Below are 14,184 nucleotides of genomic sequence, written 5' to 3' on the forward strand. Positions count from 1 at the left end.
AAGTAAAAGAGGAGGATGGAGCTATGATTAACATCACCGATTCCGCTGCTGAACGCCTGAAAGAAATGCTGGAGCAGCAGGAAACGCCGAATATGTTTTTACGTCTGGGTGTTACGCCAGGTGGATGTACCGGATTTTCGTACGCCATGGGCTTTGACGACAACGAGACGGATCAGGATATATATATGAATGTACAGGATATGAAAGTAGTCGTGGAAAAGGAAAGCATCCGCTACCTGGACGGTCTGGAAATCGACTTTGAAGAGTCCGGTATGTCCGGCGGCTTTACCATTCATAATCCAAACGCTGTAGCTACATGCGGCTGTGGTTCAAGCTTCCGTACAGCTACTGATGCAGGAAAACCAAGCGAAGAACCTTGTTAATTATGTATTAGGTTTGCTTGTCCTGCTCGGGATTTCAAACTATTGATTCTAAATTTTATAAGTAAAATTAATAATCATGGCCTTTTGAAACTGTGCTTGATACTGGACACATTTCAAAAGGCTTTTTAGCTTTGGTAAAAAGCTCTTATCATACTATAGGATAGGCCTAAAAGCTTTTACAGAGTATCAAATATCAGTCGAATACATAAGGGATAACAATTGAATGTATAAAAAACTGATAACCAAGTAGGCACAAGGATCTAATATTTATTAATTGGAGAAATTATTGACTTTCACTCTACTGTAAAAGGTACTAAATATAAAAAAAGAAAAGAAAAAGTTTAACAAAAGGAAACATATTCTATTGTTTTGCAATGTATAGTATTTTAGACCTACTAGGATGAATGATTAGGTCTATTAGGTATGTCTATCAAAAAAAGGAGAGTCTTAAGTATGAAGTTGGCGGAATTAATAATTGAGAACTATCGTGGTATTGGTTCTAATGGGGTAAGAGTAAAAATTGATAATATTGTTGTTTTAATTGGCAAAAATAATGTTGGTAAGACAACAATATTATCAGCATATGAGGCATTTGCATCAACGGGCGCTGCGTTAAAAATTAAGGATTTCCATAACGAAGATATTAAAAATAAGCCTCGAATCACGGGGGTTTTCATTGACATTAATGAAGCAGATAAAATAGCTGGAAAGTGGATACATGATGATGGAGAATTAGGTTATAAAAATTGTATAAAAGCTCAATACCAATGGTCTGCGCCAGATGTAGGTGGTGAAAAGTTTTCCTATGATCCTACAACTGGTCAGTATGAAAAAGGGGGATTAGGGGGGTTAGACACCATTCTAACAAATAGAATTCCTACACCGCTTAAGATATCACCATTGGATGATCCTTCCGAACTGGAAAAGAAAATACTTGAAATACTAATAGATGCTATTAAACAGAATACAAAAAAAGATAAGTCGAAAGTTCAACAACTTCTAGGAGATATTAAAAAGTTAGCAGAAGATGTTCAAACAGAAATATCAGAAGAATTAAGTAATTCCTGTAATATGGTTTCCGAAGAAATGATGAAAGTATTCCCTGAAGCAACTGTAATTCGAATTGACCCACAAGCAAGCAAAATTGAACCTGACAAACTTATAGGTAGTGGAAGCTTTATACGTTTAGGAAATAGTGACCAACATTTAGCTCCACTTTCTAATCACGGTACTGGCTTGCAGCGAACTTTTTTGTGGTCAGCCTTAAAGATGCTTGCAGATACAGGAAGACATCAAGTAAAAAAGAAGCCAGTTGGAATAGGTACAAAAAAAATATTATTGTTAGAGGAACCTGAGGCATTTTTACATCCAAGTGCTATAAGAAGCGCTATGGAATCATTATATGCAATTGCAGAACATGAAGATTGGCAGGTAATGGTTTCAAGTCATTCCTCTGTTTTCATTGACTTAACTAAAGATCACACAACTATTATAAGAATCGAAAAATCCCAGGATACTCAGCACGCTGTTAATACGTTTTCCACAGATGAAGCACAATTTACCGCTGACGACAAAGAAAATCTCAAAATGTTAAATTACTGCAACCCTTATTTTAATGAATTCTTTTTTTCATCCCATAACTTACTTGTTGAAGGAGAAACAGAAGTTACTGTTGTTAAAGCTCTCATGCAAATGGGGAAAATCGAAAAAGATTGTATCCATGTTATTAATTGCTTGGGGAAGGCAAATATCGTTACTGTTTCCAAAATTCTAAACCACTTTAAAGTCAATTATAGTATCATTCATGATTCTGATAATCCTAAAGTACTACGAAAGGAGAAGTACATAGTTAATTCAATGTGGACGATGAATCAAAATATTATTAATGAGATTAGCGTAGGTAAAGCATATGGTTTAAGCATAAAATCATTCCTATCTGTTCCTAATTTTGAAGGAGAATATTTTGATGGTTTTACAGGAGGATCAAAACCATTCGGTGCATGGAGTATATTAATTGAAGAAGGTAATGGTGTAGCTGATAGATTGGCTCAGATAATTCATAGTGTGCTTGGGAATGAAAATAATTGTATGGTTGAGTATAGAAACATAGTGGATTTAACTAGAAAAGTAAGTAAATATGTGAAAGATAAAGGTCTAACTGGTGAACCATTATGGGTAATAGCAGACCATGACATAGAATCCGTTGTTAACGAGTAGATATATTATTAATTGAAATTTATCTGCTAGTTTAAAAACTTCATAGTGTACTTCTTTTTAATAGTAAAAGCAGAATAAATCGTAAGCAATTGAGTTTAACATAAAAAACACATAGTAAGTTATAAAAATAGCGCTACCCCAAAAGGTTAGCGCTATTTTTATATATCTAACGGTTGTTCCTCTATAAACTCTACAACCTCTTCAATTTTACAATCCAATTCCTCACATATACGTGCAATGACACTCATTGCTACAAATTCCCCATTAGACATTTTAGCCAAAGTCGATGGTGATATTCCTAATTGAGTACGAAGGTAGGTTCGTGTTTTATCTCGTTTAATTAGAGTGATTTCCATTGGTTTATAACTTGGTTTTAATCCCATAAGTAATCCTCCTCTATTATTTATTATATGTACTTAAATCTTAGAGAAGTCAAACTTAAATTACAATAATGCGTACATTTTATTTGATAAGTGTTGTGATTTATAACGAAAAGATGTATTATATGTTTAAGAAGTCGTACATTAATTACATATAAATATAATATTTGTTCTTTGTTTAACAAAAGATTAATGAAATAGGAGATGAATGATTTTTTATGACTGGATCAGTTGAATTAAAGCGAGCTGTTATGGTGTGTGGACTTGATGATGATCCTCTTATGTATGAATTATTTGAGGGAGTTCTGTATAATCGTAACTATTTTTTTTATCTTGAACATGGGATATTATGTCTGCGTCATGTACGAAAGGTTGAACAGCCAGATCATCCACAACTTTATGTAGATGGGGAAAGTGGGGGTCTCCAATTAGCGAAGAATGTGCAGCGTGAGATTATGGAAGTCGTTACAGAAATGATCGAGCGTTTGCGTAGTAAGGACGGATTGGCGTTTTTAATGGATGAATTGCTATGGTTGCATGGCCGAACCCATATTGAGCTTAACCTTGTAAAAAACAAAGTGACACCTCACGACTAATATTTTATTCTCCTTTTCTCACTCTTTATATTCCAATTTTCCTATTTATGATATAATAATTTGGACAAAATAACCGGTGGAAGATACGGCGAAGCTAGCCCGAGAGGGGGTGACGCCGTGTCATTTGATCTAATCGTGAAGATTCTTGATTTTGTGCTGAAGTTGGTCAGTATTACTACTGGTCTTAAGGCTTTGGTTCAATCCTGGAAACAATCACGAAAAGACAAGAAAAACCACCGGGAATAGGTTTGGCCTCCTAGCAATCCGGTGGTTTTTCGTACGTAGTATGAAATTCTCGCCGTGGTCGCCCACCGGCCTTTGTCAGATAGTCGCGATGGTGGTACATCGCGGCTATTCTCATTTTACCCACATGTCATAGTTTATATGACATGTGGGTAAATGATATATCTTCTGTTTCCAGTATAACATAGGGCTGTTCCCTTTTCTACAAGTGGTGATAGTTGCCACACGCAGCTTTTCCTTGTATTCGATGATTTCATAATTCTGCATATATGCTCTATTGATTCAAATCCGTAAACAGCTCCTGCGCAGTACGCACAAATAACTGTACAGCAAGTGAAGCATTGTGTAGAGAGGGGATAGCGATACCGATTTGACGCGTGATCAGAGGCGTGGTTTCCTTGACGGTCAGATCATGGGGGAACGTGGATAAGGCGAGTGAAGAGACAATGCCCATACCTAGTCCTTGTCGGACCATGCTGACGAGGGTGCTGATATTGTGAGTAATGAATTGTGCCTGCAACTGACTCTGCTCACGTTCAAAACCTTCCATAATGGCGACCTCGTGTCCACCTTTACAAAAGATCATCTCCTGTTGATTCAAGTCTCGGATGGCGATTTTGTCGCGCGATTGAAAAGGGTGACCGTCAGGCAGGAGAATAACCATGTCATCCTGACATAAAGGAATTACATCTACCTCAGGGTCTGGCAACAGGATGATTCCCGCTTCAATTTCTCTGGTATGTACCCACTCCTTGACTTCATTCGTGGAACCTTCGTGTAAATCGAAAACAAGGTTCGGATAGTGCTGACGAATATGATCAATAATCGGGGGCAGAAAATAGGCCGAGGCAGAAGGAAAGGCACCAATCGTGATCGTACCCACATCTAAGCCTTTTTCAGCGGCCACCTGCTGCTGCACCTTTTCCATGCTTTGCAGCATCATGCGGAATTGCAGCAGCACCTTGTGTCCGATATCTGTCAGGAGCACGCCTTTTTTTCGGTCGCGCAGCAATAGCTGGACATCGAGCTCGTTCTCGATACTGGCGATGGCATGGCTGACCGCAGGTTGCGTCATATGCAGCTCATGGGCAGTCTGGGTAAAGTTTAGTGTTTCAGCTACGCGAACAAAGATCATAATCTGAGTAATAGTCATAAGTGAAAAGTTATCTCCCTTATTGAAAACATTCATTTTATTTATTAGTGACCACAGTATAAGCTAGTAAAGCAAAACTTTGCAAACGGCTGTTCAGATTTTAGTCGTAAGCAATGCGCAATGAAATTCTAAGGAGAGAGACATCTATGAAAAAATTAACGCCTAAAGCTACGTTGTGGCTTGTCTTGATATTAGTGATGGTATGGGGGATCAACTGGCCGTTGACCAAGCTGGCCTTGCCAGATACGCCGCCGATATTTTTTTCGGGAATCCGCACGCTGCTGGGTGGTGTGATTCTGCTGTTGTTCGCTATGCGTAATCGGAAAACCTTACGCCTTAGACAAAATGCGTGGACATATCTTGTGCTGGCTATATTTAATATTGCAGGCTACTATGGCTTGCAGACGGTAGGACTGCGTTATTTGCCTGCTGGATTATTTTCCACTTTGGTATTCCTTCAACCGATCTTGTTGGGATTATTCTCCTGGCTGTGGTTGGGAGAGCGTATGTTTCCTCTGAAGGTCATTGGACTGGTACTCGGTTTTGGTGGAGTGATCGTGATTAGCTCAGGCGGAATGGCAGGTCATTTGTCTGTGCTGGGCATTGTGTTGGGGCTAGCCTCGGGACTGTGCTGGGCGCTCGGAACGATTTATATGAAGAAAAAAAGTAAACAACTGGACTCCATTTGGGCGGTGACGATGCAACTCATTTTGGGAGGGATCATACTCAACGGGATTGGGTTTACGACCGAGAAATGGAGCGATATCCACTGGACAGCCTCCTTTATCGCGATTCTATTGTTTATTTCAGTATTCGTGATTGCGATGGGCTGGATGATTTATTTTAAGCTAATCGACAATGGGGATGCAGGAACCGTCGGCTCATATACGTTTATGATTCCGGTGCTATCCACACTCTTTAGTATGGTCATGCTCAGAGAGTCCCTCACTTTGACATTTGTAGTGGGGTTGGTGCTGATTGCAGGTAGTGTGTATTTGGTAAATACATCTTCTCCCGGAAAGCGAGCGAACCAAAGCTCGAAGGCTAATGAAACGAATTCCTGTACAAATGCTTAGAAAATATAGAATTAGGAAAAATATACTAGAATATCAGAGAGGGGAATAGTAAAATATGACTATATAAATAGAGAGGAAGTTTGGTATGGGAGAGTTAAGCGGTCATACTCAGTCTGTGGAGCCACAACCACAGCCTATTCGTAAGCTGGCAGTTGTAGCAACGGTCATTTCTGGAGTAGCTGTACTAGGCTGTATAGCCTTGGCGGTATGGAATTATAATCTGAATACGAAAGTTAATTCTTTAACTATAGCGAATGCATCGCTAAAACAGACAACACAAGCCTTAACCAAACAACAAAATGATACAGAGGCCCTACTTGGAAAAGTAAAATTAGCAGCCAACCTGTCATCCATAACACATGTGTTAGAGCAGACATCTGTCGTTACAGATGATTTTGTATTGGAAAAAGTGACTTTTGATGTGGCAGAGGATGGCAAGTTGAAGGGTGTGCTACTGAATGTGAACAACCAACCTAATCTCGGTTTTGGCGGTGCTTATCAAGGTTATGGCAAATATAATATGTCTTCTGCTGCATTGACGAAGAAGGCAGAGGAAGTCATCGACATAGCTATGAAAGAGTACAGTACATCTGACAAGCTTCCGGTATGGGATAAGAATACGAAGGTGGAAATGACGGTTCAAAATTATCCGCTTGGTAAGCGGGAAGGCGGCACTTTTAAGCTCACTGGTCAGCAATAGGAGGAACCTAACGTTAATCCGATGCTGGGCATTACAGATTTTTGTCTTATGGAATGTAAATTGAGCGGGGGAGCTAATAAATGGACAGATATACACCTACAGCGAGGGAACGCTGGCAGATGAAACAGAGTGAGCCGCAGCCGCAGGGCTGGGTGCTCGCTCTATTTGGTTGGATTTTTTCAGGTTTGGGGTTCGTATTTAGTTTTTTTGTCATTGGAGGCTTGTTTGGGCTTATAGGTCTTGTTTTCGGAATTTTGACTAGAAAGATGGAACAAAGAAACACGCAAGGCATCCTGATTATCGTCATCAGCTCCGTTGCCATTGGCATTGGCCTATTGATTTTTATGATTTTTTTCGCACATGGTTTTGTAGAAGGTCTGAGAGAAGGTTATAATGAGCATTATTAGGTCAGGGAGGTAACACCATTGAGTGTCATTATTTCACAGCAAATCTCGGCAACGGGTGTGAAGGAATATACGAAGGTGATGAAAACATTTGATTCCCCTTTTACACCTTTGGTTGGACAGAAAATCAGGGATACGGCATTTGGCGATATGCAATATTATGATGTCGAGGACGTATTTATTGATCTAGCGGAGAATGAGTACTGGGTAATTCTACCTGCGATTTTGCTGCATACAGATGATATTGAGGATATACGAGATGCTGTGCGTGAGTATCGTTCACACGGTTGGGAATGTACGAAGCCTTTATAAATGCATACTGCTTAAGCATCTACACGGAGACGTCTTTCTTTTGCGAGATAGGCGTTTTCTTGTGTATTTGTGTATAAACTATTCCTAATGATTGGCATGAAAAGAAAGAAATTATGCTGAAAATGCGCAAAATGTATCATTTTTTATCATAAAACGACAAGTTGGGAAATGAAAACGGACTTAATGTGTTATACTTAGTATATCAAAGGACAAGAGTCTAAAACGACCGGTAAGGCCCTTTCTTTGAAGAGCCTCTGAATGGTTCAACGTTTATCCAAAATAAATGGTCAAAAGGAAAAGGGGAAATGCTAACGTGAGAGTGAATTTGAAATTTACGAACAAAGGGCAAGTTGCAGTTGAGAAGTTCAACAATGAGGAGCTTATCGAAATCTTTAGCCGCTACATTAAAACGTTATGCAAGAAGTATGATATCTCGGTTGCGGTACCTGAGGATCTGAATGAGCAGATTTTGGAAGAAGGCACCGTGAAGGTCGTGCTGGATAAGATTAATTGTGACATGGACGCTTTTTTCAAAGAGCTGAGTCGGGATATCAAGGTGCCGCTGGTCAAACGATTGGGTACCAAACTGGATAACGTGTTTAAGACCGAGGTCGTGGAGCAAGAACAGAGCTAAGAATAAGCGAGACCCAATGAGAATTTGCAATATGAAATCATAAAACCTCCCGAATGGGGCGCATGGCTAGGCAATGTGCTCGTTCGGGAGGTTTTATATGCTTAAGCTGCTCTATTTAGGAGATAACATGCATGGCATGTCTGCACCTTTTAACGTGTTTTTGTGGACGTAAGGCGCAGTTTGGCTAAATCAAACGGAGGCACCAGCCCTTCCTGCGCAGCGCGACCGAGTAAGGCTTCAATGGCGGCATAACCGCTGTCGCCCAAATTGGCGGTAAAATCGTTCACGTACAGGTCGATATGCGATTGGGCGACATCGGATGATAGCTCTTGCGCATGAGACAATACATATTCACGCGAAGCTTCGGGATGTTTCCAAGCATATTCGACAGAGGCACGTATCCAGTTGGTGATCGCATCCAGATCCAGTGTACGGCGGGCAATAATAGCTCCGAGCGGGATTGGCAGCCCTGTATCTTCTTCCCACCAGTTCCCTAGGTCAACTTGCTTGCTAAGTCCATAGGACGGATATGTGAAGCGTGCTTCATGAATCACCAATCCTGCATCTATCTCTCCGTCACGGACAGCAGGCATAATTTGGTCGAACGGCATCACGACGATCTCGCCGACACCTCCAGGCACATGCTTGGCCGCCCATAGACGGAACAGCAGATAAGCGGTGGAACGTTCACTTGGAACAGCTACACGCTTGCCGGATAGGGCTTCCGGACCTTCGACGGTGGAACCTTCCTTAGTCAGCACGAGCGGTCCACAGCCCCGGCCCAGTGCACCACCACAAGGCAGCAGGGCGTATTCATCCAGCACCCAAGGAAGTGCAGCGTACGAAATTTTCATGATATCAAGTCCGTCTGGTGTGATCGCCAGATTGTTGGTGATGTCGATATCGGCGAATGTAATGTCCAGCGCGGGTGCGCCCGGAATCAATCCATGCACCAAGGCATGGAAGACAAAAGTGTCGTTAGGACAAGGTGAAAAAGCAATTTGCATCTATATAACCTCCGTTAATGTAGAAAATGCGGCTTCCAACGCTTGCAAAGCCTCTTTGATTCGCCAGGATGCACGGTCACGTGGACCAACAGCATTGGAAATCGTGCGAATCTCCATCATCGGCAGCTCGAACCTGTTGGCCGCCACGGCTACGCCGTAACCCTCCATCGCTTCGGCAGCAGCGCCGGGAACGCGTTTGGCTAGGCGTTCCGCTGTAGCCGCTGTGCCGGTGGCCGTCGAGACGGTCAGGATCGGTCCGGCGACGGCCGTCTGGCCAGCGTCACGCAACGCCTGAACGAATCGCTGCGCGGTGGCAGCGTTCACGGCAATGCGGCTGGAGCCAAAACCCAACTCGTCCACGCTGCTGAAGCCCTCTGCCGTCTCTGCCCCTAAGTCGGCGGCAATAATCGCGTCAGCAACAACGACGCTCTCCAGTGCAGCGACCTCCACGAAGCCGCCTCCAATTCCAGCGCTAATGACCAGACGGTAGCCGCCAGTGGCCAGTGCCAGCGCGGTTGAAGCCGCTGCGGACGGAGCGCCTACACCAGCCAGCTCGACCACAAAGCGAGTGTCGCCTTTCAGGCCGCGCAGCACAGCCTCCCGTTCGCCTTCAACCGCGGTCATGACCAGGATGCGCCCATCTGATGTTGTATGCTCCATCGGTTGATTCCCCTTTAAATTTAGGTAATATGCTTTCTTATCATACTGCTTTTCCAAACGATGTTCAAAAAAAGTCGACAAAAAAAGCGCTCTATGGCGCTTTTTCGGAGAAAACTGCAAGATTCAACAGATATGAAAATTGGTAGATTAAACATATAACCATTCTAATCTGGAAGAACAGCGCAGACATAGCATATAATAATTATATCGGCTGATCCTTCGTGATTAGCTGAAACATGGTGATATTGCGGTCATAATGGCTTGGGGTCCCATCCTGATTGCGCACCCGAATCATCTCGCTGCTGAACAATTCGATATAACCACAGCCTATCTCACAGTATACGCCTGCTGGGTCCTCTTGCCAGACCGAAACGAGGTGTTGAGACAGCGCCGCGGTAAAAAATTCGATGTTTTTTTGCAGTACGCGTGGCGTTTTCTTGGGTTCCATAATGTAAATCCTCCCTATATCATGCCATTTGAAAATCAGCAATTGAACGTGGCTACTAAGTGGTTATTACACATCATAATGAACTTAATCAACTGAAAAAGGTACGGTTCGTCATTCTACTCTATGAAACAGACGTAAACACTGTACCGCTTAATGCTATTTTTGTAAAGCATCCGTTTGACCTTTTCAACATCCATTGTGTGTTTACACACATTTTACATTGCGTTTACACTTCTGTGATGCTAGTGCGTTTCATCTAATAGTACAATAAAGGGTAACTATACTGCATGAAATTGATGGAGGCCATATGTTGATAGAGAGTCAGAAGAAGGATAAAGCCGGGTCAGAACGTTACTTTAACCGAGATTTAAGCTGGATTGAATTTAATCGTCGTGTGCTCCAGGAGGCTCAGGATGCAGATACACCGTTGCTGGAGAGAGCCAAATTCTTAGCAATTGTGTCCAGCAATTTGGATGAGTTTATGGCTGTTCGTGTTGCAGAGACGCGCGAGAAGATCAAGGCGGGTTTTATGCAAAAGGATTTTACGGGTTATACCCCTTCCGGTTTGTACAAGCGCCTGATCAAGCGTACCGTCTCTATGGTATCCGAGCAATACCGGACCTATCGTGATATTTCTCGCCTATTGACGAAAAAAGGTCTTTTGCTGCTTGAATATAATGACTTAAATACGACACAGCGCAAGTCGCTGGATGCATATTTTCATGAAATTATATTTCCGGTGCTTACACCGATGGCGGTCGATCAAAGCCGTCCTTTTCCACTGGTTCATAATAAATACGTATATTTGGCAGTTGTCTTGAAACGTCCAGGAGATACGGAGGAGGATAAGCCGCTTTTTGCCATTGTGCAGGTGCCTTCCAATATTCCGCGTGTCGTTTCGGTGCCGTTACGTTCCAATAGCAAGAAGAAATCATTTATTTTAATTGAGGAACTGATTAAGCATCATATACAAACGTTGTTTTCTGGATATATCCCCGAGGCGGTTCATGCCTTTCGGGTTACGCGTAACTCTGATTTGTCCATTAATGAAGAAGAGATCGAAGATTTGCTCGAAGAGATTGAAAAAGAACTGCGTCGAAGACGGCGGGGAGCACCGGTCAGACTGGAAGTGGAAAAAGGGATTAATCCCTTTGCCCTGATGGAACTTCAACGCGAATTCAAGCTGTTCGATCATGTATTTGAGATCGACGGGCCGTTAGATCTGACGTTTTTGTCGTCTTTTGCCGATCATTTGGAGGGGTATTCGCATCTGAAATTTCCGGCAATCAAACCATTGTATCCGGAAGAACTGCCTCCGCAAGAGGATATCTTTACCGTACTTCGCAAACGGGACGTGCTCGTGTACCATCCGTATGAATCGTTCGATGCGGTAACTGATTTTATCATTGAGGCATCAGAGGACCCAGATGTAATGGCCATTAAGATGACCCTGTACCGTGTCAATGGAGAATCGAAGCTCATTCCGGCTCTGGCACGTGCAGCCGAATCGGGCAAGCAGGTGACCGTAGTGGTCGAGCTGAAGGCGCGTTTTGACGAGGAACGTAATATTGCTTGGGCGCGTACGCTTGAAAAAGCTGGCTGTCATGTAGTATACGGGTTGGTCGGCTTGAAAACACACGCCAAAATTATTCTAATAGTACGTCATGAACGTAATGTGCTCAAACGATACGTTCATGTGGGAACTGGCAACTATAATGAAAGCACGGCACGTGTATATACGGATATCGGGTTATTCACAGCGGATCCGGTGCTGGGTGAGGATGCCTCTGAGCTGTTTAATGAAATCACGGGCTTCTCGGCGCTCAAGACCCCGCAAGCTTTCACCGTAGCTCCGACGGGAATGAAAAATAAGCTGTTCGACCTGATCCGCAGGGAAGCGGAGCAAGCACTTGCAGGCAAGCCAGCCCGTATTATTGCTAAAATTAATTCTTTATCCAATCAGGAAATGATTGATGAACTATATGCGGCTTCTCAAGCAGGTGTGAAGATTGATTTAATCATTCGAGGGGTCTGCTGTTTACGCCCTGGAGTAGAGGGCTTTAGCGAGAACATTCGGGTTATCAGTATTGTCGACCGTTTCCTAGAGCATTCCAGACTGTTTTACTTTGAAAATGCAGGTCATTCGGAGCTATTCTTGTCCAGCGCGGATTGGATGACTCGCAATCTGACTCGCCGGATTGAGTTGATGTGCCCAATTTATGACGACCGAATCAAAGAAATGCTAGTGGATATTTTACGTTTATCCTTGAAGGATAATGTAAAAGCACGCCAGCTTCTGCCGAATGGCAGCTATCAATTTGTAGCCAGAAACAACGAAGAGGCTCCCATCAGGAGCCAATTCGAAGCAATGAAGGTTAAAAACTGGAAGAAGGAAGAATGGACCACGACAACGTAAGATTCCAGGCCTTTTGAAAATCTTTTGCGACAGCCACCAGCTCCCGTTGCTCCAGAATCGGTTCACTCTTGCTTTCCAGGCGAATATGCAGCGCATCGTCTCCTGTCGTGGGATGGATGCCGGAGATGATGCCGGATTCGCTACGATCCATACCGATTGCTAGCTGGAGCAGCGAGCCGAGCCGGTGTACACGTTCTTCGTCGGAAGGCTCCAAAATATCTGCATGTGTGCGCAGCAAGCGGGGGGTCCGGTTTTTGGGGTGGTAATCAGCGATCAGCGCGGCTAGCACTGTTTCCCGGTGAGATAAGCCGCCAATGCCTGCGTGCAAGATCCAGAACACGGAATGCTGGCGGAAGTGATAGTAATTCAAGGCTGCGCCTGTTTTGTAAAGAGTTGCTGCGGTCAGTAACAAGCGTTTGTCCATAGCGATTGAAGGTCCCTCAGCTAAAGTGTCATAGAGCCGGACGGCGTACTCGTTAACTCGCTTGACATGCGCTTCGCTAACCGGGACAGCAAACGACAGGATATTGCGAATGGACGCGATGAGCGGATTAGCCACCACAGGCTGTTCAGCGTTGACTAGCTCATGAAACAGGCCGTCTCGCAGACCCGCTCCACTGACCAAATACGCGGAGCCTTGAGCAGCTTCAAAGATCGTTTTCAATATAATGAGACCCGGTACGATAATGTCGGCTCTGTCTTTGGACAGGCCGGCTGTTTTTTTGCGTTTTTCATAGGGGAGATGAGGCAGACTGCTATAAAAATAATCGACATCTTCTATTGTCATTTCGTAATGGTGTGTCACAGGAAGCGAGTAATCCTGCCGTTTCTGATTGATTTTAGCCAAAGTACGGAGGGTTCCACCCAGCCCGATAAACGGCAGACCCGGATTGGAGAAGATCCAATCATGGTTTTGCAGTGAAGAACGGACAAAGCTCTCCATTTCTTCAATCTGTCCAGGAGACCATTCGCCATTCTTGACCTCACGTCCAAAGCGCCAATTCATATTGACTGCGCCAAAGGGAAATGAAACTGTATGCAGCCGTGTTCGATCCCGGAACAGCGTAATTTCGGTACTGCCGCCCCCGATGTCAATAATAATGCCGTCACTCACATTCATTGTATTCACTACGCCCAGAAAACCGGCATAGCCCTCTTGCTCCCCGCTCAGGATTTCCAATGTTAAATTTGTCTCTTCCGCAATCCATTGAACAATTTCGTCCGAATTGGCCGCATTGCGGATGGCCGCTGTTGCTGCTGCACGCATACGAACAACCCCGTGCATACGGCAAACTTCCATAAATTGGCGTAGCAATGGAGCGATGCTGCGGATTGCTTCTCGTTCCATACGGCCGTTGGCCCCAACCTTTTCGCTCAGTCGGGCAGCTTCTTTGCATTCCTGCACAATTCGATAAGCACCTGTCTCTGTCATTTCATAGATCACGAGACGTATGGAGTTTGAGCCAATGTCCATGATGCCAATTTTGCTATTCATGAGTTGACCTCCTTGTTGAAAGAAACAATTTGCAGCAAATTCAACTGCTCCGTTCTAAAT

General features: G+C 43.5%; 16 protein-coding genes. 10 read left to right on the top strand and 6 right to left on the bottom strand.

Translation table 11 applies throughout. From position 1 onward, the window contains the following. Nucleotides 1-23: 23 nt before the first annotated feature. Together ACXHJ1_RS11940 and ACXHJ1_RS11945 are read left to right on the top strand one after the other, a co-directional pair. Nucleotides 24-383: a HesB/IscA family protein gene (locus ACXHJ1_RS11940; protein ID WP_017427286.1), complete on the top strand. Its 360-nt coding sequence runs from the start codon at nt 24-26 to the stop codon at nt 381-383. A gap of 453 nt (nt 384-836) precedes the next feature. Then, nucleotides 837-2,600 (top strand): ATP-dependent nuclease, encoded by a 1,764-nt coding sequence (locus tag ACXHJ1_RS11945; protein ID WP_457906108.1) that lies wholly within the window; start codon nt 837-839, stop codon nt 2,598-2,600. 158 nt (nt 2,601-2,758) lie between these two features. Here ACXHJ1_RS11945 and ACXHJ1_RS11950 read toward each other — a convergent pair whose 3' ends face one another. Then, entirely contained in the window at nt 2,759-2,983 is a 225-nt protein-coding gene (locus tag ACXHJ1_RS11950) for a helix-turn-helix domain-containing protein (RefSeq protein ID WP_164965080.1), read from the bottom strand. Between the two features lie 215 nt (nt 2,984-3,198). Between ACXHJ1_RS11950 and ACXHJ1_RS11955 the strand changes: the two genes are divergently transcribed. Then, nucleotides 3,199-3,576, top strand: a complete 378-nt coding sequence (locus tag ACXHJ1_RS11955; protein WP_164965081.1) for a hypothetical protein — start codon at nt 3,199-3,201, stop codon at nt 3,574-3,576. 117 nt (nt 3,577-3,693) lie between these two features. Further along, entirely contained in the window at nt 3,694-3,822 is a 129-nt protein-coding gene (locus ACXHJ1_RS11960) for a hypothetical protein (protein WP_257126266.1), read from the top strand. A 271-nt stretch (nt 3,823-4,093) separates the two neighbouring features. On the opposite strand, the gene ACXHJ1_RS11965 is transcribed toward ACXHJ1_RS11960, so the two are convergent. Continuing rightward, entirely contained in the window at nt 4,094-4,972 is an 879-nt protein-coding gene (locus tag ACXHJ1_RS11965; protein ID WP_457906109.1) for a LysR family transcriptional regulator, read from the bottom strand. 146 nt (nt 4,973-5,118) lie between these two features. Here ACXHJ1_RS11965 and ACXHJ1_RS11970 point away from each other — a divergent pair, with 146 nt between their 5' ends. The 5 genes from ACXHJ1_RS11970 (at nt 5,119) to ACXHJ1_RS11990 (ending at nt 8,098) form a co-directional block, all read left to right on the top strand. Then, entirely contained in the window at nt 5,119-6,048 is a 930-nt protein-coding gene (locus tag ACXHJ1_RS11970) for a DMT family transporter (protein ID WP_044788107.1), read from the top strand. A gap of 85 nt (nt 6,049-6,133) precedes the next feature. Next, a complete protein-coding gene (locus ACXHJ1_RS11975) occupies nt 6,134-6,748 on the top strand; it encodes a hypothetical protein (RefSeq protein ID WP_290410110.1) in 615 nt (204 codons plus the stop codon). A gap of 80 nt (nt 6,749-6,828) precedes the next feature. After that, complete coding sequence (locus ACXHJ1_RS11980) at nt 6,829-7,155, top strand: hypothetical protein (RefSeq protein WP_016820018.1); 327 nt, start codon at nt 6,829-6,831, stop codon at nt 7,153-7,155. 18 nt (nt 7,156-7,173) lie between these two features. Then, the gene (locus ACXHJ1_RS11985) at nt 7,174-7,464 is read left to right on the top strand and encodes a hypothetical protein (protein WP_019688524.1); all 291 of its coding nucleotides are present in this window, start codon (nt 7,174-7,176) and stop codon (nt 7,462-7,464) included. Between the two features lie 313 nt (nt 7,465-7,777). Continuing rightward, a complete protein-coding gene (locus ACXHJ1_RS11990; RefSeq protein WP_457906110.1) occupies nt 7,778-8,098 on the top strand; it encodes a hypothetical protein in 321 nt (106 codons plus the stop codon). A 149-nt stretch (nt 8,099-8,247) separates the two neighbouring features. On the opposite strand, the gene ACXHJ1_RS11995 is transcribed toward ACXHJ1_RS11990, so the two are convergent. The 3 genes from ACXHJ1_RS11995 to ACXHJ1_RS12005 all read right to left on the bottom strand — a co-directional run bounded on the left by ACXHJ1_RS11995 (nt 8,248) and on the right by ACXHJ1_RS12005 (nt 10,213). Continuing rightward, nucleotides 8,248-9,105, bottom strand: a complete 858-nt coding sequence (locus ACXHJ1_RS11995) for a 1,4-dihydroxy-6-naphthoate synthase (RefSeq protein WP_457906111.1) — start codon at nt 9,103-9,105, stop codon at nt 8,248-8,250. After that, nucleotides 9,106-9,765 carry a futalosine hydrolase gene (locus ACXHJ1_RS12000; protein ID WP_045244891.1) on the bottom strand — a complete coding sequence of 220 codons (660 nt, stop codon included), beginning with the start codon at nt 9,763-9,765 and terminating at the stop codon, nt 9,106-9,108. It lies immediately after the preceding gene. Between the two features lie 202 nt (nt 9,766-9,967). Beyond that, the gene (locus ACXHJ1_RS12005; RefSeq protein WP_016820022.1) at nt 9,968-10,213 is read right to left on the bottom strand and encodes a hypothetical protein; all 246 of its coding nucleotides are present in this window, start codon (nt 10,211-10,213) and stop codon (nt 9,968-9,970) included. 307 nt (nt 10,214-10,520) lie between these two features. Between ACXHJ1_RS12005 and ppk1 the strand changes: the two genes are divergently transcribed. Beyond that, nucleotides 10,521-12,629 carry a polyphosphate kinase 1 gene (ppk1, locus tag ACXHJ1_RS12010; RefSeq protein ID WP_457906112.1) on the top strand — a complete coding sequence of 703 codons (2,109 nt, stop codon included), beginning with the start codon at nt 10,521-10,523 and terminating at the stop codon, nt 12,627-12,629. Here the strand turns inward: ppk1 and ACXHJ1_RS12015 are convergent. Next, nucleotides 12,589-14,124: a Ppx/GppA phosphatase family protein gene (locus ACXHJ1_RS12015; protein ID WP_107734718.1), complete on the bottom strand. Its 1,536-nt coding sequence runs from the start codon at nt 14,122-14,124 to the stop codon at nt 12,589-12,591. The genes ppk1 and ACXHJ1_RS12015 overlap by 41 nt on opposite strands. Nucleotides 14,125-14,184 lie beyond the last annotated feature (60 nt).

The organism is Paenibacillus sp. ALE2 (assembly GCF_054113385.1).

Bases quoted from the DNA above. Each gene is read 5' to 3' on its own strand.
- ACXHJ1_RS11955 (WP_164965081.1), top strand. From the start codon at position 3,199: ATGACTGGATCAGTTGAATTAAAGCGAGCTGTTATGGTGTGTGGACTT.
- ACXHJ1_RS11950 (WP_164965080.1), bottom strand. From the start codon at position 2,983: ATGGGATTAAAACCAAGTTATAAACCAATGGAAATCACTCTAATTAAA.
- ACXHJ1_RS11940 (WP_017427286.1), top strand. From the start codon at position 24: ATGATTAACATCACCGATTCCGCTGCTGAACGCCTGAAAGAAATGCTG.
- ACXHJ1_RS12015 (WP_107734718.1), bottom strand. From the start codon at position 14,124: ATGAATAGCAAAATTGGCATCATGGACATTGGCTCAAACTCCATACGT.
- ACXHJ1_RS11995 (WP_457906111.1), bottom strand. From the start codon at position 9,105: ATGCAAATTGCTTTTTCACCTTGTCCTAACGACACTTTTGTCTTCCAT.
- ACXHJ1_RS11945 (WP_457906108.1), top strand. From the start codon at position 837: ATGAAGTTGGCGGAATTAATAATTGAGAACTATCGTGGTATTGGTTCT.
- ppk1 (WP_457906112.1), top strand. From the start codon at position 10,521: ATGTTGATAGAGAGTCAGAAGAAGGATAAAGCCGGGTCAGAACGTTAC.
- ACXHJ1_RS11965 (WP_457906109.1), bottom strand. From the start codon at position 4,972: ATGACTATTACTCAGATTATGATCTTTGTTCGCGTAGCTGAAACACTA.
- ACXHJ1_RS12005 (WP_016820022.1), bottom strand. From the start codon at position 10,213: ATGGAACCCAAGAAAACGCCACGCGTACTGCAAAAAAACATCGAATTT.
- ACXHJ1_RS11980 (WP_016820018.1), top strand. From the start codon at position 6,829: ATGGACAGATATACACCTACAGCGAGGGAACGCTGGCAGATGAAACAG.
- ACXHJ1_RS11975 (WP_290410110.1), top strand. From the start codon at position 6,134: ATGGGAGAGTTAAGCGGTCATACTCAGTCTGTGGAGCCACAACCACAG.
- ACXHJ1_RS12000 (WP_045244891.1), bottom strand. From the start codon at position 9,765: ATGGAGCATACAACATCAGATGGGCGCATCCTGGTCATGACCGCGGTT.
- ACXHJ1_RS11970 (WP_044788107.1), top strand. From the start codon at position 5,119: ATGAAAAAATTAACGCCTAAAGCTACGTTGTGGCTTGTCTTGATATTA.